This window comes from Nocardia tengchongensis (assembly GCF_054781395.1).
In genome coordinates, this window is the sequence record NZ_BAAGUM010000017.1 from 121,322 (window position 1) to 140,252 (window position 18,931).

General features: G+C 69.8%; 17 protein-coding genes. 14 read left to right on the forward strand and 3 right to left on the reverse strand.

The genetic code is table 11. From position 1 onward, the window contains the following. The first annotated feature begins 15 nt into the window (after window positions 1-15). The 3 genes from ACYVKL_RS31610 to ACYVKL_RS31620 are packed head-to-tail and all read left to right on the forward strand — an operon-like array spanning window position 16 to window position 3,514. Entirely contained in the window at window positions 16-1,587 is a 1,572-nt protein-coding gene (locus tag ACYVKL_RS31610; protein ID WP_379167743.1) for a flavin-containing monooxygenase, read from the forward strand. After that, the gene (locus ACYVKL_RS31615; protein ID WP_379167741.1) at window positions 1,584-2,474 is read left to right on the forward strand and encodes an SDR family NAD(P)-dependent oxidoreductase; all 891 of its coding nucleotides are present in this window, start codon (window positions 1,584-1,586) and stop codon (window positions 2,472-2,474) included. The genes ACYVKL_RS31610 and ACYVKL_RS31615 overlap by 4 nt, the downstream gene beginning before the upstream one ends. Continuing rightward, on the forward strand, window positions 2,471-3,514 hold the full coding sequence (locus tag ACYVKL_RS31620) for a 2Fe-2S iron-sulfur cluster-binding protein (protein WP_379167739.1): 1,044 nt from the start codon (window positions 2,471-2,473) through the stop codon (window positions 3,512-3,514). Before ACYVKL_RS31615 ends, ACYVKL_RS31620 begins: the two co-directional genes overlap by 4 nt. Window positions 3,515-3,517: 3 nt before the next feature. On the opposite strand, the gene ACYVKL_RS31625 is transcribed toward ACYVKL_RS31620, so the two are convergent. Together ACYVKL_RS31625 and ACYVKL_RS31630 are read right to left on the reverse strand one after the other, a co-directional pair. Next, window positions 3,518-4,720, reverse strand: a complete 1,203-nt coding sequence (locus ACYVKL_RS31625) for an amidohydrolase (RefSeq protein WP_379167738.1) — start codon at window positions 4,718-4,720, stop codon at window positions 3,518-3,520. Beyond that, window positions 4,717-5,955, reverse strand: coding sequence for an MFS transporter (locus ACYVKL_RS31630; protein WP_379167736.1), 1,239 nt, complete (start codon window positions 5,953-5,955; stop codon window positions 4,717-4,719). Before ACYVKL_RS31630 ends, ACYVKL_RS31625 begins: the two co-directional genes overlap by 4 nt. A 140-nt stretch (window positions 5,956-6,095) precedes the next feature. Between ACYVKL_RS31630 and ACYVKL_RS31635 the strand changes: the two genes are divergently transcribed. From ACYVKL_RS31635 to ACYVKL_RS31660, 6 genes are all read left to right on the forward strand, one after another. After that, window positions 6,096-7,316: a serine hydrolase domain-containing protein gene (locus ACYVKL_RS31635; protein WP_379167734.1), complete on the forward strand. Its 1,221-nt coding sequence runs from the start codon at window positions 6,096-6,098 to the stop codon at window positions 7,314-7,316. A 233-nt stretch (window positions 7,317-7,549) separates the two neighbouring features. After that, complete coding sequence (locus ACYVKL_RS31640; RefSeq protein WP_379167732.1) at window positions 7,550-9,268, forward strand: thiamine pyrophosphate-binding protein; 1,719 nt, start codon at window positions 7,550-7,552, stop codon at window positions 9,266-9,268. Continuing rightward, window positions 9,265-9,924, forward strand: coding sequence for an SRPBCC family protein (locus ACYVKL_RS31645; protein ID WP_379167731.1), 660 nt, complete (start codon window positions 9,265-9,267; stop codon window positions 9,922-9,924). The genes ACYVKL_RS31640 and ACYVKL_RS31645 overlap by 4 nt, the downstream gene beginning before the upstream one ends. Before the next feature lie 2 nt (window positions 9,925-9,926). Further along, window positions 9,927-10,943 carry a 3-oxoacyl-ACP synthase III family protein gene (locus ACYVKL_RS31650; RefSeq protein WP_379167729.1) on the forward strand — a complete coding sequence of 339 codons (1,017 nt, stop codon included), beginning with the start codon at window positions 9,927-9,929 and terminating at the stop codon, window positions 10,941-10,943. Window positions 10,944-10,956: 13 nt separating this feature from the next. Continuing rightward, window positions 10,957-11,961: a pyridoxal phosphate-dependent aminotransferase gene (locus tag ACYVKL_RS31655; RefSeq protein ID WP_379167728.1), complete on the forward strand. Its 1,005-nt coding sequence runs from the start codon at window positions 10,957-10,959 to the stop codon at window positions 11,959-11,961. After that, window positions 11,961-12,467 carry a MarR family winged helix-turn-helix transcriptional regulator gene (locus ACYVKL_RS31660; RefSeq protein ID WP_357192528.1) on the forward strand — a complete coding sequence of 169 codons (507 nt, stop codon included), beginning with the start codon at window positions 11,961-11,963 and terminating at the stop codon, window positions 12,465-12,467. The genes ACYVKL_RS31655 and ACYVKL_RS31660 overlap by 1 nt, the downstream gene beginning before the upstream one ends. 25 nt (window positions 12,468-12,492) lie before the next feature. On the opposite strand, the gene ACYVKL_RS31665 is transcribed toward ACYVKL_RS31660, so the two are convergent. Beyond that, on the reverse strand, window positions 12,493-13,203 hold the full coding sequence (locus ACYVKL_RS31665) for a Mut7-C RNAse domain-containing protein (RefSeq protein ID WP_379167726.1): 711 nt from the start codon (window positions 13,201-13,203) through the stop codon (window positions 12,493-12,495). A gap of 332 nt (window positions 13,204-13,535) precedes the next feature. On the opposite strand from ACYVKL_RS31665, the gene ACYVKL_RS31670 reads away from it, so the two are divergent. The 5 genes from ACYVKL_RS31670 (at window position 13,536) to ACYVKL_RS31690 (ending at window position 18,930) form a co-directional block, all read left to right on the forward strand. Further along, on the forward strand, window positions 13,536-13,934 hold the full coding sequence (locus ACYVKL_RS31670) for a hypothetical protein (RefSeq protein WP_379167724.1): 399 nt from the start codon (window positions 13,536-13,538) through the stop codon (window positions 13,932-13,934). 194 nt (window positions 13,935-14,128) lie between these two features. Further along, entirely contained in the window at window positions 14,129-15,583 is a 1,455-nt protein-coding gene (locus ACYVKL_RS31675; protein ID WP_379167722.1) for a condensation domain-containing protein, read from the forward strand. A gap of 145 nt (window positions 15,584-15,728) precedes the next feature. Then, window positions 15,729-17,126: a glycosyltransferase gene (locus ACYVKL_RS31680; RefSeq protein ID WP_379167720.1), complete on the forward strand. Its 1,398-nt coding sequence runs from the start codon at window positions 15,729-15,731 to the stop codon at window positions 17,124-17,126. After that, window positions 17,126-18,100 carry an ATP-binding cassette domain-containing protein gene (locus tag ACYVKL_RS31685; protein WP_379167718.1) on the forward strand — a complete coding sequence of 325 codons (975 nt, stop codon included), beginning with the start codon at window positions 17,126-17,128 and terminating at the stop codon, window positions 18,098-18,100. The genes ACYVKL_RS31680 and ACYVKL_RS31685 overlap by 1 nt, the downstream gene beginning before the upstream one ends. Continuing rightward, window positions 18,097-18,930 carry an ABC transporter permease gene (locus tag ACYVKL_RS31690; RefSeq protein ID WP_379167716.1) on the forward strand — a complete coding sequence of 278 codons (834 nt, stop codon included), beginning with the start codon at window positions 18,097-18,099 and terminating at the stop codon, window positions 18,928-18,930. The genes ACYVKL_RS31685 and ACYVKL_RS31690 overlap by 4 nt, the downstream gene beginning before the upstream one ends. Window position 18,931: the final 1 nt, after the last annotated feature.

Genomic DNA, 18,931 nt, shown 5'->3' on the forward strand with positions numbered 1-18,931 from the left:
CCGGAGGAGACCGATATGGCAACACAGCGCGGTGGCACGGGTGCGCCGGCCGCCGTCCGGCCCGATCACGAGGTCATCGTGATCGGCGCCGGATTCGGTGGCATCGGCAGCGGGATCGCCCTGCAGCGGCACGGGATTCACGATTTCGTGATCGTGGACAAGTGGGATCGGGTCGGCGGCACCTGGCACGCCAACACCTATCCCGGTGTCGCGGTGGACATTCCGTCGTTCATCTACAGCTTCTCCTACGAGCAGCGCGGGGACTGGTCGCGGATTTTCGCGCCCGGCACCGAACTACGAAACTACGCCGAGAGCATGGTCGACAAATACGGGCTGCGGGACAAACTGCGGTTGAACACCAGCATCGTGGCCGCCGAGTTCGACGAGCGGAACAGCCTGTGGCGGTTGACCACCGACGGCGGGGAGTGGTTGACGGCGCGGTACGTGGTGCTGGCCATCGGCGGGCTGGAACGGCCCAAGATGCCGGACATCCCGGGGCTCGACGACTTCGGCGGGACGCTCGTGCACACGGCGCTGTGGGACCACGACGTGTCTCTGGCCGGGAAGCGGGTGGCCGTGATCGGCACCGGAGCCACCGCGTTGCAGTTGATTCCGGCGATCGTGGACGAGACCGAGCACCTGACGGTGTTCCAGCGGACGCCGATCTGGGTGTTCCCCAAGAACGACGCCGAGGTCGGATGGCTGGGGCGTCGAGTGCTGGGCAGCACGGGTATTCGCTCCGCGCTGCGGCTGGTCGGCAATCTCGGCACCGAGGTGGCCATGAGCGGCATGGTGGCCGGGCCCGCCTGGCTGACCGGTGCGGTGCGGCAGCTGGCCGAGGTGCCGATCCGGCGCTGGATGCGATCCCAGGTCCACGATCCGGAACTGCGGGAAAAGCTCACGCCCCGTTATGGATTGGGCTGCAAGCGCCCTTCCATGTCCAACGACTATCTGAAGACCTTCAACCGGTCCGACGTCACCCTGGTCTCCGATTCCATCGCCCGGATCAGCGAGCACGGGGTGGTCACCGTCGACGGGGCCGAGCACGAGATCGACGTGCTCATCTGCGCCACCGGCTTCAAACTCTGGGACAAGGGCTCGATTCCGCCGTTCCCGGTGCGCGGGCGCGGCGGCCTGGACCTCGAGGAGTTCTGGGACGAGCATCGCTACCAGTCCTACCAGGGTGTTTCGGTGCCGGGATTCCCGAACTCGTTCACCATTACCGGTCCGTACGGATTCGTGCTGGGCTCCTACATCTGGATGATCGAGGCCACCTCGGCGCATCTGGCGCGGGTCATCGCCGAGTCGAAGGCGCGCGGGGCGACCGACGTCGAGATCCGGCAGGAAGTGCACGACGAGTACTTCCAGCGGTGCCTGCGGCGGCAGCAGAAGAACTTCCTGTTCACGCCGGTCTGCGAAGGCTCGAACACCTATTACATCGACAATCACGGCGATTCGCCGTTCCGGCCGTCCACGCACGGCGAGATGTATTGGCAGAACCGTCATTTCGATCTCGACGTGTACCGCTACACGGTGGGCGCGCCGGTCGTGGCGGAGCCGGTCGCGCTCTCGGAGGAGGTCTCGTGAAACTCAACACCATCGACCCGCGGCTGGTGGTCGTCACCGGCGCGGGCAGCGGCATCGGGCGGGCGACGGCACTGCGGTTCGCGCGCATGGGATCCCAGGTGATCGTCACCGATATCGACAAGGACGCGGCGCTCTCGACCGTGGCGCTGATCCAGGCCGAGGGGCGGCGCGCGGTGGCCACCCAGCTCGACGTCACCGATCCGCACGCCTGGGCCGGCTTCGCCCGGGACGTGCACGCCGACCACGGGGTGCCCGAGGTGCTGGTCAACAATGCCGGAATCCTGGTCAGCGGAGCGTTTCTGGATCTGGAGCCCGAGGACTGGGCGCGGCAGCTGGACGTGAACCTGCTCGGGGTGGTGCACGGCTGCCGGTCGTTCGGGCGGCTGATGATCGACGAGGGCAAGCGCGGGCACATCGTGAACATCGCCTCCGCGGCCGCGTTCACCCCGACGCCGGTCATGTCGGCGTACTCGGTGTCCAAGGCCGGGGTGAAGATGCTCAGCGAATGCCTGCGCCTGGAACTGGCTCCGAAAGGTGTCGGGGTGAGCGCGATCTGCCCCGGCGTGATCAATACGAATATCGCCCGGCACGCGGTCGCGGTCGGTGTCGATCCGCGGCTGGTGGAACGCGGTCAGCAGCTCACCGAGCAGATCCAGGCCCTGGCCGAGCGGCTGCCGTTCTCGCCGATGAGTCCCGACCTGGTGGCGCGGGCCGTGGTGCGCGCCATCCGCTACGACCTGGCGGTGGTGCCGGTCCGCACCGAGGCGTGGCTGGGCTATTTCATGCTGCGGCTGGCGCCGGGCGTGAATCGCCGCATGGCCCAGCCGTTGTCGATGGACCGCATCCAGGCCGTCGGTGAACTGGTGTTCGGCAGGAGGGCCCCGTGAACGCACGCGCCCACCAGCTGAAGGTGCGTGAAGTCATCAGCGAGACCGCCGACGCGGTCTCGCTGATCTTCGATATCCCCACCGACCTCACCCCTCGCTTCGGCTACAGCCCCGGCCAATACCTCACCCTCCGGGTGCCCAGCGACCGCACCACCTCCGTGGCCCGCTGCTACTCGCTGTCCAGTAGCCCCCACTGCGACGACCGCCCCGCTGTCACAGTCAAACGCACCCCTGGCGGCTACGCTTCAAACTGGCTCTGCGACAACGTCTCTCCCGGCGACGTCCTCACCGTCCTGGAACCTGCCGGCAACTTCACCCCCCGCACCTGGACCAATGATCTGCTGCTCTGCGCTGCGGGCAGCGGCATCACCCCGATCATCTCCATCCTCAAATCCGCCCTGACCCTGGGCCGCGCGAACGTCGTCCTGCTCTACGCCAACCGCGACCGCGCCTCGGTGATCTTCGCGCCCCAACTCCACCAACTGATCCGCCGCCACCCCCGCCGCCTCACCGTGACCCACTGGCTCGAATCCGACCGCGGCCTCCCCGCCCCCCGCGCCATCGCGACCTGGGCTCGCCCCTACCGACGCCACGACGTGTACCTCTGCGGCCCAGCAGGATTCGCCACCACCGTCAAACAGGGACTGAACCAACTACGCGTCCCCGACCGAGCCATCCATCAAGAGCAGTACCGCTCCCTGACCGACAACCCCTTCGAACACCACACGCCCGTCACCACACCCAATGAAACGCCACCCGCCGGAGCCGCCACCGTCCGAGTCGACATAGACGGCGAAACCCACACCCTCCCGTGGCCCCGCACCGAGAAACTCCTCGACGTCCTCCTCGCCCACGGCATAGACGCCCCCTACGTCTGCCGCGAATCCGCCTGCGCCACTTGCGTCTGCGCGGTCAAACACGGCCGCACCCGCATGCTCCAGAACGAATCCCTCATCGAAGAGGAGCTCGCGCAGGGCTTGACTCTCGCCTGCCAAACCCTGCCCGAATCCGACGACGTGCACATCGCCTTCGACCAATAGCGCTCAGGGGCGGGTGAGTTCGGCGCGGGTGGCCGTCAGCATGGTGGTGATGGCGGCGGGGAGGGCCTGGGTGGGGTCGGGGGCGAAGTGGGGGGAGTGGTTGGAGGGGAAGCGGGGTGGGAGGGCGCCTTCGGCGAGCATGTAGTGGCCGTCCTCGTCGGTGAAGCGGGCGGGGTCGATGCCGCCGATGTGCCAGAAGACCGAGGGGACGCCCGCCGCGGTGCCGAAGGCGCCGAAGTCCTCGCTGCCGGTGATCGGGTTGTCCATGGGCATGACGGGGAGGCCGGCGGTGGTGAGGGCGGCCAGCACGCGTTCGGTGTCGCCGGGGGTGTTCTCGGTGACCGGGAAGTGGTCGTAGAACTCGACTTTCGGGTCCTGGTCGGCGCCGGCCGCGGCGGCTTCGGCCGCGGCCAGGCGCTGGATGCCCTCGATCATGCGCTCGCGGGAGCCGTCGGTGAAGGTGCGCAGGCTCAGCAGCACCTCGGAGGTGTCGGCGATGATGTTGGGGCGGGTGCCCGCGTGCAGGGCGCCCGCGGTCAGGACCGGGGGCGCCGCGGTCGCGGTCTGCCGCGCGGTCAGCGACTGCAGGCTCACCACCAGGGAGGCCGCCATCAGCAGCGGGTCGATGGCGGTGTGCGGCTGGGAGGCGTGGCCGCCCTTGCCGAGGAAGGTGATGCGCACCGAATCGGAGGCGGCCATCAGGGTGCCGGGGCGGCTCAGGATCAGACCCGCGGGCAGCGGGCTCACATGCTGACCGAGCACGATGCGCGGCCGCGGGAAACGGTCCAGCAGACCGTCGTTGATCATCTGTTGCGCGCCCGAGCCGGTCTCCTCGGCGGGCTGGAACAGGGCCACCACGGTGCCGGGCACCGGATGCTTGGACAGTTCCGCGCACGCGCCCAGCAGGGCGGTGACGTGCACGTCGTGTCCGCACGCGTGCATGACGCCGGGGACGGTGGAGGCGTAGTCGAGGCCGGTCACCTCCTGCACCGGCAGGGCGTCCATGTCCGCGCGCAGCCACACCACCGGTCCCGGCCCACTGCTCAGCACGCCGACAACGCCGGTGCCGCCGACGTTCTCGGTCACCTCCCAGCCGGGCATCGCGCGCAGCTCGTCGGCCACCAGCCGCGCCGTCGCGTGCTCCTCACCCGAGAGTTCCGGGTGGGCGTGCAGATGGCGGTAGACCTGCTGCCAGTGCTCGATCATGGGAGACGCTCCTTCGGCGGGACGGCCGCCGCGGCGCGCCGGGCCAGCATCGCCCGGAACGCGTCGGCGGTTTGCGGGACCACGGTCGCCGCCAGCAGCGCCAGCAGCGGCCCGATGGCCATGGTTTCGAAAGCCGTTGTGTAGGAAACATGATCGGTGATGAATCCGAAAGCCAGCGGGCTCGCCACGCCCGCCAACTGCCCGCCGAAAATGATCACCCCGGTGGCCGCGCCGATATAGCTGCTCGGCAGCGCGCGTAGCGGCACCGAGAACGCGGGCATGTAGGCCAGGCCCGCGACCAGGCTCATCACCGTGCCCACGAGCACGAACAGCGGAAACGCCTCGGCGCGTGGCAGTACGAAGAGCATGGCGGCGGTGAAGGCCATGGCCGGCACCACGATCACCCGGGGCCGCCCGCCGATCCGGTCCGACAGCCGCGCCCCGAGCACCACCCCGGCCGCCGCGGCCAGCGTGGACGGCACCGCCGCGAAAGCGATGCCCGCCATGGAGATTCCGCGCTGTTCGTGCAGGAAGGTCGGCGTCCACGCGGTGACACCCCACACCAGCACGTCGTAGCCGAAGAACATGACCGCGAAGCCGAGCAGCGCGGGGGAGAACAACACCATGCGGCGTTCCGCGCTCGGCGCGGCGTCCGCCATCGGCGGCTCGTCCTGCACCAGCGGCTCCGGCATCCATCGCCGCCAGGCCAGGATCACCGCCACCCCGAGCACCGAGATGACCGCGAACATCACCCGCCACCCCACCGTGGGCAGCAGGACGCCGGCGATCACCGCCGCCAGCAGCAGGCCCGCCGCATTCGAGGAGTTCGTCCAGCCCGCCGCGGTGGTGCGCTGCTCGGGCCGGCTGCGTTCGGCCAGCGCCTTGATCGCCGCGGCCGGGAAGACGCCCTGCACCAGCCCGAACAGGAACCGGGTGGCCAGCAGCACGCTGAACGACCAGGCCAGTGCGGTCAACCCGGTGAAGACCGACCAGGCGGTCAGACCGATGATCCCGACCCGCAATGCCCCGTATCGATCCGCGAGCAGACCCCCGGGCACCTGGACCAGCGCGTACGCGACGAAGAACACCGACACCAACAGCCCCTGCTGCGTGTGATCGAGTCCCAGATCCTCGCCGATCGACGGCAGCGCGAAATTGATCACGGTCCGATCGATGTAGTCGACAACCCAGGCCGCGAACAGCAGCATGACGGTTATTCGCGTGGTGCGTGGCATCCGGCCCCTTCACAGCGCGAGGAGTGGCTGCCTGCCACCTTGGCCCCCGAATTCGAGAATAGGGGCGATTTGCCCGATTTTGCCATTCGAAACCGGAGCACCCGGGGGCGGGCCGGCGGGCCCCCGTAGGCTCGGTTCCGATGATCGACACGATGACGCACGGGTATGTCGCCGAGGGATACGGCCGGGTCGCCGACGCTTTCCGGCGCAATTTCCGGCACGGGGAGATCGGCGCGGCCGTCGCGGTCTTCGACGGCGACACCCCGGTCGTCGATCTCTGGGGTGGCTGGCGCGACCCGGTCCGCAGGCTGGCCTGGGAGCGCGACACCATCGCGCCTGTCTTCTCCTCCACCAAAGGCGTTGCCGCGCTGATCCTCGCCGTCCTGGTCTCGCGCGATCGGCTGGCATACGACGAGCCGGTGGCCCGCTACTGGCCGGAATTCGCCGCCCGCGGCAAGGCCGAGGTCACCGTCCGTCAGCTCATCGATCATCAGGTGGGTCTGCACATCCTGCGCGACACCCGGATGACCTTGGCCGATCTGCACGATCTGGATCGGGTGGCCGAGGTGCTGGCGGCGCAGCGCCCGGGGTGGACGCCGGGTACCCGGCAGGGATATCACCCGGTCAGCATCGGGCTTTACGTCAACGAATTGGTGCGCCGCGCCGACCCGACCGGCCGCAGCATCCGGCAGTTCATCGCCGAGGAGATCTCCGGACCGCTGGGCGTCGATTTCACCCTGGGGCTGGACGCGGATCTGGGCGGTGACCGGATCGCCCATCTGACCCGCACCATGGGGCTGGATCTGCGGCACGAGCGGAATCTGCCCTGGAATCAGGCGGTGCCGGCGCTGCTGCGCCGCGGTCCGCTCTTCCGTGCCCTGGCGGTGCCGGATCTGGGCATGCCCGAGGATTTCGTGCGCCCCGAGATCATGTCGGTGGAGCTGCCCGGCAGCAATGGCGTCGGGTCGGCGCGCGGCCTGGCCCGGATCTACGCGGCGGGCCTGACCGGGGAGCTGCCGATCACGGCGGAGGTGCGGGCCCGGATCGCCGACCCGGGCCCGGTGCCCGCGCCGGACGCGGTCTTGAAGACCCCGACCCGATTCCATCTCGGCTTCCGGAAGTCGGGTCCGGCCTTCCCGTTCGGTTCGCCCGATCACCGCGCCTACGGAACGCCCGGTATGGGTGGTTCGCTCGGTTTCGCCGACCCGGCCACCGGCCTCTCCTTCGCCTACGTCCCCAACCGGCTCGGGCTCACCCTCAATGCCGACCGCCGCTGCCTACGCCTGGTCCGCGCGGTATTCGAAATCCCGACACGCCGATCGGGGACTCACACTGAACCACTTCGGGCCCCAGCTCGTTGATCAGGTTGTACCGGCGTCCACGCCGGTAGCGTCCAGATGCGGTCCGGAGCTCCCCCTGTACCCGGACCGGGGCCCCGCCGGGATTTCTCCGGTGGGGTCTTCGCGTACCCAAAGTGCCTGTACAGCAACATCTTTCAGGCAGTGGTGTGACCCGCGACACATTGATCGAACTCACTCCGTCTGGATACCTTGTGTGCGATGCATCGCGGACAAGGCAATACGAAGGGGGGATCGTGAACCAGGGCACCGAGCCGAACGAAGAACCCGGCATTCGCACCGTCGCCGACCTCGTCGTCGAACGGCTCGCGGCGCACACCGGCCACGTCTTCGGCGTCGGCGGCGCGAATATCGAGGACCTCTACGACGCCCTGCACCGCCACCCCGGCGTCACCGGCATCGTCGCCAAACACGAATTCGGCGCGGCCACCATGGCCGACGGCTACGCCCGCGCCGCCGGCCGCCTCGGCGTGGTGGCGGCGACCTCCGGCGGTGGCGCCATGAATCTCCTTGCCGCCCTCGCGGAATCCTTCGACTCGCGAGTCCCGGTGCTGGCCCTGGTGGGCCAGCCCCCGACCGTTCTCGAGGGACGCGGCGCGTTCCAGGACACCAGCGGAGCGCCCGGCCGCATCGACGCCGAGCAGCTGTTCGCGCAGGTCTCCCGCTACTGCGTCAAAGTGCGCCGCCCCCAGGACATCACCGTCGCCCTCGACCGCGCGATCGCCGCGGCACTGACCGGCGGACCCGCGATCCTGCTGCTCCCCAAGGACATTCAGGCCGCACCGGCCCTCGAGGACGAGGCGTCGGCGGCTCGGGAAAGCGTCTCTACCGCAGGAAGATCCGATGATCACCGGCCGCTGCCCGACGAGGTCGCGGCGTTGCTGGCCGGGATGCCTCGCGGCGGCGCGGCGGTGGTCATCGCCGGACCCGGGATCGCCGCCGCCGACGCGCGCGCCGAGCTGCTGGCCGCGGTGCGGGCGCTGGACGCGACGGTGCTGGTCACCCCCGACGCCAAGGACGCGTACCCGAATTCGGATCCGCGGTTCGCCGGGGTGGTCGGGGTGATGGGGCATCCGAACGCGGCCCGCCTGGTCGCCGAAGCCGAACTTTGCCTGCTGGCCGGAGCGCCGCTCTCGCTCACCGCCCGGGCCGGGCTGGACACCGCGCTGGCCGCCTGCCCGCGGGTGCTGTCGCTGGGCTCGGAGCCGCCGTACGTCCCGGTGCACGCCGAGGCGCGGAGCCCGCTGGCCGCCGCACTGCGCGAGGTCGCGAGCTCGATCGGCGGGACCCCGGGCGCACACCTCGAACCGGGATCCGCCGATGCGCAACCGGATCGGCTCCCGCTGCCCGAGCTGACGGTGCCGCCCGCGTCCGGTCCTGGCGTGCGGTACCGGCCCGCGGTGGCGGCCATCGAGGCGGCGCTGGAGCCGGGCACCGATGTGGTCGCCGACGCGGGGAACACCGGGGCGGCCGTCGTACACCACCTGGGAATCCCCGCGGACGGACGGTTTCTCATCGCGCTCGGCATGGGCGGCATGGGCTACTCGTTCGGGGCGGGCATCGGGTGTGCGCTGGGCCGGGGCCGGCGGACCGTGGTGATCGCCGGGGACGGCGCATATTTCATGCACGGGCACGAGGTGCACACGGCCGTGGAATATCAGGTGCCGGTCACCTTCATCGTGTTCAACAACAACGCGCACGCCATGTGCGTGACCCGCGAGCAGGTCTTCTACTCCGGCGCCTACAGCTTCAACCGTTTCCGCGCGGCGGAGATCGGCGCGGGTGTCGCCGCCCTGTTCCCGGAGCTGCCCGTCTGGACCGCGCGCACCCTCACCGAATTCGAGAACGCCTTGGACAAGACGCGGGCGATACCGGGACCCGCGTTCATCGAACTGCAGTGTGACCCGGACGAGATCCCACCCTTCGCACCGTTCCTGAAGGAGTCTTTCGCATGACCGAGACCGTCACAGACGAGCCGATCGAAGTCCCGGAGCTGGACGTGCCGGGCGTGTACCGCATCGAGACCATGGCCCTCAACGAGGGCATGCCGCTGGTGCTGGACATGACCCGCGCCGTGTACCCGCACGACGAGATCTACGGGCAGTACTGCACCGTCACCGAATTCGTCGCCGCGCCGCCGGACGAGGTGTACGGCTATCTGGCCGACACCCGCAGCCTGTGCGAATGGACCTACAGCATGCGGGGTTTCGAGCGCACCGAGGATCCCGAGGTGTGGGTCTCCGACGACCGCATCGGCTCGCACACCCGCATCTACACCCGCACCGTCGCGAATCCCGAGGCGCGCACCGTGGACTACCACTGCGCTTGGGACCAGGCCGACCACCTGTGGATGGTCTACCTGATGCGGGTGGTCGACGCGCAGGTGGTGCTGAACAAGCCGGGCTCGGTGGTCACCTGGACCAACTGCCACCACCCCTTCTACGAGGAGAACGGCTACCCGGACACCGAGCCCGCGGGCCGCCCGGTGTGGGTCGGCGACTTCTGGCATCTCTTCGCCGCCGGGCACCTGCTGGAACTGCGCAATCTCAAAGCCATCTGCGAACACCGGCACGCCGCCGGGCAGCCGATCAAGCCGGAATGGATGGACTGACCATGAGCACCGACACCGTCAGCCTGCTCGACGTGTCCGGGTACCTGCCCGAGAACATCGTCTCCGCCGACTATTTCGCGCAGTTCGCCGACCCGGACGAGGTCACCTCGAACCTGATGTTCAAGGCCCCCAAGTTCCGCAGACACGTGGCGCCCGGCGAGACCCCGGCCGACATGGCCGAGCGCGCCGTCGCGCCGATCCTCGCCCGGCACGGCCGGGATGTGCTGCGCGACATCGACGTTCTCATCGTGCACACCCAGCTGCCCGACATCGGCATCGTCGGCAGCGGCGGCGATGTGGCCAAGCGGCTGGGCATCGCGCCGGAGTGGCTGATCGATCTGCACAACGGCGGTTGCGCGTCGTTCGTGTACGGCATGAAGCTGGCCCGCCAGATCCTGTTGTCCTCCGACGCCCGATCCGCGCTCATCGTGACCATCCAGAACGTGGCGGGTCAGGTCTTCACCCAGGAGCAGGTGCGCGGCAAGGCACAGGCCGCCATCCCCGGCGACGGTGCGGGCGCGGGACTGCTGGTGAAATCCGGTGATTCGCCGATCCTCGACATCGAGACCCGCCACCTGCCCGAATTCGCCGGGCAGATGACGGTGATCGCCGACCCGCCGCGCCGCTACTGGGAGGCCGGCAGCGGCGAAATGCACGTGGGCTTCACCGAATCCAAGATCGCGAAGGTGCTGCAGCGCGGCAACCGGCTGGTGCCCGAGGTGGCCAACACCGTGTGCGGGCGGATCGGGGTGCCCGCGCAGGACCTGGACCTGCTGGTCACCAATCAGCCCAACCGGGCCTTCCTGCGCAACTGGCGCGACGCGCTGCAACTGCCGCCGGAACGGCACCCCGACACCTTCGACGACTGCGGAAACCTGTTCGGCGCGGGCATTCCCGTCACCTTCGACCGCGCGGTGGACGAGGGCCGGGTCCCGGCCGGGTCGCTGGTGATGTTCGCGGGGTTCGCGCACGCGGGCGACTTCGCCGGGGCCGCCGCCGTTCGCTGGGGCGGACGCTGAAGGGAGCGGCACCGTGAGCCCGCTGGTGACGGCCGGACATCGGCTGCAGCTCAACGAGATTCCCTACGGACCGCCGCCCTCGGTGCAGGCCGCCCTGAGCGCGGCGCTGGCCTCGGCCAATCGCTATCCGGAATTCCTGCCGCGGCGGCTGCCCCGGCTGATCGCCGAACGGCTCGGCTGCGCACCCGATCACGTCGTGGTGGGCGCCGGCGCCACCGGTGTGATCATGCACATCGTCCAGGAATTCGGGGCGGGCGGGGCGGAGGTCGTGATGGCGACGCCCACCTTCGACGGGTTCCCCATCCTGACCAGCATGGCGGGCGGACGGCCGGTCGCGGTGCCGCTCACCGGTTCCGGTCGCCAGGACCTGGCGGCGCTGGCGGCCGCGGTGACCGAACGGACCCGGCTGCTGGTGGTGTGCAGCCCGCACAACCCCACCGGAACCCTGGTTCCCGCAGCCGAATTCGAGGCGCTGCTGCGCGAGGTGCCCGAGTCCGTCACCGTGGTGCTGGACGAGGCGTATGTGGACTTCGTCGCCGAGTCCGATCGCATCGACGTGTTCGCGCTGCTGGACCGCCATCCGAACCTGCTCGTCCTGCGCACCTTCTCCAAGGCGTACGGCTTGGCCGCGCTGCGCGTCGGCTACGCGCTCGGGGCCCCGCACATCGTCAAGCGAATCGCGCACTGGCAGTTGCCCTTCGGGATGACCGCCCTGGCCGAGGTGGCGGTGCGGGCCTGCTACGAGGCCGAAGCCGAGATCGAGGCGCGGGTGGCGCTGCTCGGCGAACACCGGCGGCGGCTCACCACCGGATTACGCACTCTCGGCCTGTGCGTCCCCGACAGCTACGCCAATTTCTCCTACCTCACCCTGCCCGGCCCCGAGGCCGATCGGGTGGCGACCGCGCTGGCCGGCGCGGACATTCACGTCAAGTCCTATCCCACCGGAATCCGGATCACCGTCGGCGACCGGGCGGCCACGGACGCGGTGCTCGCCACGGTCCGCAGTACAGTGCAGTAATGCAAGAACATCCGCATTCCGCACCCGCCGGGGCCGGAGCGGACGAGGAGATCGACTACGAGCTGCTCTCGCTCAACGCTCAGCTCTGCTTCGCCCTGTACTCCACGTCGCGATCCATGACGGCCGCCTACCGGCCCTTCCTGGACGACATGAACCTGACCTACCCGCAGTACCTGGTGCTGCTGGCCCTGTGGGAGCGTCCCGGTATCGCCATGAAGGACCTGGGCGAGCAGGTGCACCTCGACTACGGCACCCTCTCGCCCCTGGTGCAGCGACTACAGTCGCGCGGCCTGGTGGAGAGTGTGCGCAGCGTCACCGACGGCCGCGCGGTGGTCCTGCACGCCACCGAGGCCAGTCGCGAACTCCAGCGGGGAGCGCAGAGCATGATCCGCACCGTGCTGGATCTGGTCGGCGTCCCCGTGGAGGACATCGAGGCCCTGCGCGATCAGGTCAAGGCCCTGGGCGCGCGCCTGGACGCCGCCGCGCTCGCCGCCCGCGCCCGCTGACCGACCGGCGGCGAGCGCGTTGCGCTCAGGCGAATTTGGCCAAAGCTCCGGCCACGATGGCGTCCAGCCGCGCGTGGTGCGCGCCCTTCCAGTAGGTCTGGCCGCAGTCGACGCATTCCGCGAAGGAGTCGTAGCTCTGACCGGTGTTGTCCGGCAGCCGGTCGCGCACGGTGTCGCGGTCGGCGGCCTGTAGCGCGCCGTTGCAGGAGGTGCAGCGGGTCCAGGGGGCCAGGCGCGGCGCGAAGCGGGACAGCACGTCGTCCAGTTGCTCGGCCGGGTGGTGGCTGTAAACGTAGGCGCCGGAATAGATTTCGCGACGGCGCAGCAGGCCGCGGTCGCGGGAGAGCAGGACTCGGTGCTCGGCGGCGGAGCGGGAGGCCAGGGCGGCGTCGCCGATATCCGGATTCTCGTAGGCGGCATCGATTCCCAGCAGTCGCAGCCGCCGGGCCAGGGTGCCCAGGTGGATGTCGAGCAGGAAGCGCAGCGGCTCGTCGCTGGGTTGCGGGCGGACCACCGCCGCGACGGTGACGGTCTCGCCGCCGCGCGGAATATGTCCGGTGGCAACCGATTCACCATTCACCAGCACCGTGCCCACCTCGGTGAGCGGGATGCCCAGCGACTCCACCACATGCCCCAGCGTGGAGGTGCCGTCCACCCGGATCGGACCCCGGTCGCGCTGACCGACGAAGACGTGCAGTTCGGGCGCGACCTCGACGGTGATTTCCCCTGCGTTCACCAGCCCAGGATCCCAGAAATCGGGTACTCGCGAGCAACTCGTTTTCCGCGGTCACGGGCCGCGGCCGCCGGGGGTGAATGTGAAGTGCAGGCGAATTTCACCCGTGCAGTGGCCTGAAGCACAGGAGAAGGGCGCGAGAACAATCCGTTAACCAATTGTTTGCACGTATGCCTGTTGCGGACTCGATCGGTAGATGTTTGTCTTGGTGCGCAGGTCGTCTACCCATCGGGTGAATCCTCGGCAGCGTCGCCACAATCACAATTCGGACCTGCTGCCTCCAAGTCGCCGCTCTCGGCGCGCTTGTCCTGATGAAGGGGAAAGGAAATCGGGCCATGTTTGCAATCCGATCGGCTCGTGCGGCCACCGTCCTGCTGGCAGGAATCGCCGTACCGCTGTTCGCGCCCGTCCTGGCTACCGCCGCGCCGGCGGGTGGCGACACGCCCGCCGGTGTGAGCCCGGCTCCCGAACAATCGATATTGCCGCAGCTCGGAACGGGTAGTGCGGCCGCCGGGACCGGCTCGGCCACCGTCGCCGGCCTGGCCGGGGCGCTCGGCACCGGCAGTTCCGCCGCGGGCAGCCTGGCCGGGCTGGTGCCCGGACCGGGCTCGGTGCTCGGGCTGCTGGGCACCGGCAGCGGCGCGGCTAGCGGTTCCGCGCAGGCCGGTGGCACCGCCGCCCAGGCGCTGGGCTCGGGTAGTGCCGCGGCCGGGGCCGGCTCCGCCGGAAAATAGTGCCCGCCGACCCAGTGGGCGGGGGCTTTCGGTGTGCTGCATCACCGTCGAGTGGCACATCACATTTCAATAGCTTCCAATTCGCCGGTTAGCAGATAAACCGTTTCGAACGCGCTGGTTTCGCGCACCGTGAGTTATTACGGAAATCGAACGGCCGCACCGCCTCCGGCGAGGTCTCGATGAGGGAGACGGTCATGGATTACACCCACCTATCCGAATTCGCGGTGCGCCCCGGCGCGCTCACCCTGTGGCGGGCCGAGCTGGCCCCGGGAGCGGGCTGGACCGCCGACGAGCGGCCCCTGGCCAGCGTGCACGTCCACCACTGCCGCGCGACCGACGCCACCGATCCACGCCCGGGCCGGGGTCGCTGGATCGGCACCATCTTCGAAATGGACGCGCCCTTCCATCCCGAGCACTGGCGCGAGACCGCGCGTCGCTGGCACGCCCGCCACGAAGGGCTGCGCACCACTCTGACCCGCCACGACGGCCCCGAGCCGGAACGACTGATCTGCGCGGCCGCCGACCTCGGCGTCACCGCAGAGCCGATCCCCGGCATCACCGGATCCCGCGAGATCAACGAATACCTCACCGGCACATTGGAATCGCAGCTGTCCCCGCTGCGGTGGCCGCACTGCCTGCTCGCCACCGTCGAGCACGCCGACACCGGTGACTTCACCGTCCTGGTGGCCGCCGATCACTCCGTCATGGACGCCTACTCGCAGGCCATCGTCATCCTGGAACTACGCACCCTCTACGCGGAAGTCACCCGGGGCGAGCCGGCGCGCGAATCACCGACCTTCGGCAGCGCCGCGGATTTCGCGCAGTGGGAACGCGACACCGCCGCCGCCCTCACCCCCGAGTGCGACGCGGTCCGCCACTGGCGCCGCTTCCTCGACGGCTCCGGCGGCATGCTGCCCCGCTTCGAACCGGCTATCACCGCGCGCGGCCGGGCGACCACGGACAGTGCGCCGCTGCCGCAGACCTCCGTCTCGCGGAAGCTGTTGTTGCTCAGCGATCTCGAACAGGTGGAACGCGCCGTCACCGAGCGCGGCCACCGCCTGTCGGTGGCGGTGTTCACCGCGCTCGCGATCGCCTACCGCCGCGCCTTCGGCTACCTCTCGCTGCGGGCCATCATGCCCATCGCCACCCGCCCCGACCTGCGGTGGCTCGAATCCATGGGCTGGTTCGTGAACGTCGTCCCCCTCGACCTCACCCTCGCCCCCGACCTGGATATCGACAGCGCACTGGAGTCCACCCGCACCGCCCTGCGTCGCACCCGCACCGCCAACGACGCCACCTGGACCCGCGTCCTCGAACTCCTGAACTGCACCGACCACCCTCGCTTCGGCATCTCCTTCCTCGACATCCGCGCGCTCCCCGACCACCAACTCGTCGAATCCCTGCGCGGCCACACCCTGCGCGCCGAGTCCTACTCCACCGACGAGGTCTTCTTCTGGATCGTCCGCGCCACCGACGGCCTGCGCCTGTCCACCCGCTTCCCCGCCACCTTCCCGGAGGCCGACATGGACCGCTTCCTCGCCGAATTCACCCGCGCCATGCGCGAATTCGCGATCCACCAGGCCGCGCCGGTCCGTGCGACCACCACCGAACCCGCGCCACTGCGGGTTCCCGCCGCGGCTCGGGCGTGACCGCTGTGCACGCGCGATCGGAGTCTTCGCACGGACGCCGCGATAACGCATGCGGCCGACCGGATGCGGACGTCCAGCGGGTATCCACTGCGCCCGTTTCCGCATCGATGGGATCCGGCCACGCCTTCACGATCGGGGGCACACGATGAAAGTGCTACTCGCCTTCGCCGGTAGCCGGGGTGACGCGCAGCCGGGTGTGCTGCTCGGCCGGGAGCTGCAGGGCCGCGGTCATGACGTCACCGTGGCGGTCTCCCCGAACTTGGTCGAATTCGCTTCGCGCCACGGTGTTCCGGCCGTGCCCTTCGGGCTCGACAGCGACGAATTGCTGCGCGCCCAGCGTGACGATCGGCGCTTCCGGCACCTGAACCCGTTCCAGCGCCTCCGCGCCATCGTCGACCTGCAACGGCGCGGATTCGGGGAGAGTGCGCGCGATCTGGTGGCTGCCACCAGGGGTCACGACATCGTCGTGACTGGGATGGCGTGCGAGGAAGTGGCGGTCGAAGTCGCCCGCCACCACCACATTCCGGTCGCGGCGGTGCACTTCTTCCCCATCCGGCCCAACCGGTCCGTTCCGGTGGTGGCCACCGGCTGGGGACAGCGCATTCCGGGCCCGCTGAATCGCCTGGGCTGGCGGGCCCTCACGGCGGCCCGCGCTCGCGCACTCGCCTCCGAAGTCGCGGCCCTACCTGCGGCACCGGCATCCTTCGACCCCGTCGGTGTTCCGGGAGCGCAGGGCTACACCGCGATTCAGGCCTATGACCCGGAGCTGTTCCCAGGGCTCGCGAACGAGCTGCGCGACTCGCCGTTCACCGGCTTCCCGGTGCCCGATACCACGCAATACCCAGACGTCGAGCCCGAGCCGGTGGCCTTCCGGCGCACGGCGGTGATCGGCGCGGCACCTGGCACGTCGACCGGCGTCTCGGCCGGGCGCCACCGAAACGGCGTGGCGTACCCGGCGATTCAGGCCTACGACAGCGAGCTGTTCGAGTGGCTGATCGCGGGTCCGGCTCCCGTCTATGCGGGATTCGGGTCGATGCCGGTGGCAGATCCGGTTGCCGTCGAGGCCATGGTGCGTGAGGCCGGCCGCCGGCTCGGGCTCCGGGTGCTGTTGGTGGGGCCGATGTTTCGGGGGCGGATCGGTGCGGAGCTCGCGGTGGTCGATCAGGTCGATCACCGGGCGGTGCTGCCGCTGTGCGCCGCGGCTGTGCATCACGGTGGTGCGGGAACCACGGCCGCCGCGCTGCGCGCGGGTGTGCCGTCGGTGATCTGCTCGGTGCAGGCTGATCAGCCCTATTGGGGCAGGCAGGTGGAATCGCTCGGTTTGGGTGCGACCGCCCCCTTCGCGGGCTTGACCGCGAATCGGCTGGAGCGGTTGCTGATTCGGGCGACCGAGCCGGACGTGCGGCTGCGGGCGGCGGCCTACGGGGCGCGATTCCGGGACGACGGGGTGCGGCGGGCGGCGGATGTCGTCGAATCGCTGGCACCGGACACGGTGGCGCGCGACGCTGCGGAACTTTCGGCTGCGACGATCGGAGGTGTGTGATGAGCGGTGAGCTCGCCATCGAAACACGAGGGCTCGGCAAGAGTTTCGGAACCATGACGGCCGTCGATGCCGTCGACCTGGACGTCGCGGCGGGCACGGTGTTCGCGCTGCTCGGCCCCAACGGCGCGGGCAAGACGACCACCGTGCGCATGCTGGCCACCCTGTCGCGGCCGTCGCGGGGCACGGCGACGGTGTTCGGCTACGACATCGTCGGCCAGGCCACCGCGGTGCGCTCGATGATCGGGCTCACCGGGCAGTACGCGGCGGTGGACGAGAACCTGACCGCCTGGGAGAACCTGCGGCTGTTCGGGCGGCTGCTCGGTCTCGGCCGGCGGGCGGCGCAGGATCGGGCGGCCGAACTGCTGGACGACTTCGAGCTGACCGAGGCCGCGCAGCGGCGGGTGGGGTCGTTCTCCGGCGGCATGCGGCGGCGGCTGGATCTGGCGGCGACGCTGATCACGGTGCCGCCCTTGATCTTCCTGGACGAGCCGACCACCGGGCTGGACCCGCACACCCGCGAGCGCATGTGGTCGGTGGTGCGCGGGCTGGTCGGGCGCGGCGCGACGATCCTGCTCACCACGCAGTACCTCGAGGAGGCCGACGCCCTCGCCGACCGGATCGCCGTCATCGACCACGGCACGGTGGTGGCCGAGGGCACGGCGGGGGAGTTGAAGTCCTCCATCGGCGAGGAGATGCTGCGGCTCGATCTGGCCGATCCGGCGCAGCGCTCGCTGGCCGATGCCGCCGTCGAAAGGATCACCGGCGCAACGCCGTTGCACGGCGACAACCCGGCCACCCTGGCCGTGCCGCTCACCGATGTCGGCACCGCCGCCGACATCGTCGCCGCCTGCCGCGCCGGCGGAATCCGCCTGCGCGGCTTCGGGGTCGAACGCCCCGACCTGAATTCGGTGTTCCTGGCGCTCACCCGGCGCCCGGCCCGCACCTCGCCTCCGGCCGAAAGGCGGACCGCATGACCGTCCTCTCCGACACCCCGGTGCTCGTGCACCCCACCGCGCGGATCGCCCGGCAGCCGCGCATCACCCACGTCGGCCTGCGCGCCGGCCTGGCGCAGTCGCTGTTCATGGCCCAGCGCGGCCTGCTGACCTTCCGGCACAGCCCGCAACTGCTCTACGACGCCGTGCTGCTGCCGATCGTGGGACCGCTGCTGTTCGGCAGCGTGTTCGGCAAGGCGATCGCGGGCAGCCTGGACGCCTACCTGCCCACGCTGATCCCCGGCGTGCTGGTGCAGATCGTGCTCACCTCCTCGGTCGCCATGGGAGTCCAGCTCTCCGAGGACATCCGCTCCGGTGTCTTCGACCGCTTCGTTTCCATGCCGATCGCCCGTTTCGCCCCGGTGGCCGGTGGCCTGCTGGCGGGCGCGACCCGCTATGTGATCGCCGCGCTCATGGTGTTGCTGGTCGGATTCGGCATGGGTTACCGCCCGGATCATCCGCTGGGCCTGGTGCTGGGCGCGGTGCTGGTGGTGTTCGCCACGACCGCCATGAGCTGGCTGTTCGCCTTCATCGGCGTGACGGTGGCCAAACCCGCTGCGGTGCAGGGTATGTCGATGCTGGTGCTGACCTTCGCCAGTTTCGCCTCCAACGCCCTGGTCCCGGTGGCCGCCATGCCCGCCTGGCTGCGCCACGTCTCCGACTACAACCCCGTCTCGCATCTGGTGGCGGCCGTGCGCACCCTCGCCGATTCCGGTTCGATCGGCTCCGACTTCGCCTGGTCGGTGGGCTCCGCACTGGTCGTCGCGATCGTATTCGCGCCCTTGACCGTTCGCACCCTGCGTGCCCAGTGAT

What these genes read in the sequence shown, in the direction of transcription:
- ACYVKL_RS31610 (WP_379167743.1), top strand. Translation starts at nt 16, where the DNA reads ATGGCAACACAGCGCGGTGGCACGGGTGCGCCGGCCGCCGTCCGGCCC.
- ACYVKL_RS31625 (WP_379167738.1), bottom strand. Translation starts at nt 4,720, where the DNA reads ATGATCGAGCACTGGCAGCAGGTCTACCGCCATCTGCACGCCCACCCG.
- ACYVKL_RS31630 (WP_379167736.1), bottom strand. Translation starts at nt 5,955, where the DNA reads ATGCCACGCACCACGCGAATAACCGTCATGCTGCTGTTCGCGGCCTGG.
- ACYVKL_RS31635 (WP_379167734.1), top strand. Translation starts at nt 6,096, where the DNA reads ATGATCGACACGATGACGCACGGGTATGTCGCCGAGGGATACGGCCGG.
- ACYVKL_RS31645 (WP_379167731.1), top strand. Translation starts at nt 9,265, where the DNA reads ATGACCGAGACCGTCACAGACGAGCCGATCGAAGTCCCGGAGCTGGAC.
- ACYVKL_RS31650 (WP_379167729.1), top strand. Translation starts at nt 9,927, where the DNA reads ATGAGCACCGACACCGTCAGCCTGCTCGACGTGTCCGGGTACCTGCCC.
- ACYVKL_RS31660 (WP_357192528.1), top strand. Translation starts at nt 11,961, where the DNA reads ATGCAAGAACATCCGCATTCCGCACCCGCCGGGGCCGGAGCGGACGAG.
- ACYVKL_RS31670 (WP_379167724.1), top strand. Translation starts at nt 13,536, where the DNA reads ATGTTTGCAATCCGATCGGCTCGTGCGGCCACCGTCCTGCTGGCAGGA.
- ACYVKL_RS31675 (WP_379167722.1), top strand. Translation starts at nt 14,129, where the DNA reads ATGGATTACACCCACCTATCCGAATTCGCGGTGCGCCCCGGCGCGCTC.
- ACYVKL_RS31680 (WP_379167720.1), top strand. Translation starts at nt 15,729, where the DNA reads ATGAAAGTGCTACTCGCCTTCGCCGGTAGCCGGGGTGACGCGCAGCCG.
- ACYVKL_RS31685 (WP_379167718.1), top strand. Translation starts at nt 17,126, where the DNA reads ATGAGCGGTGAGCTCGCCATCGAAACACGAGGGCTCGGCAAGAGTTTC.
- ACYVKL_RS31690 (WP_379167716.1), top strand. Translation starts at nt 18,097, where the DNA reads ATGACCGTCCTCTCCGACACCCCGGTGCTCGTGCACCCCACCGCGCGG.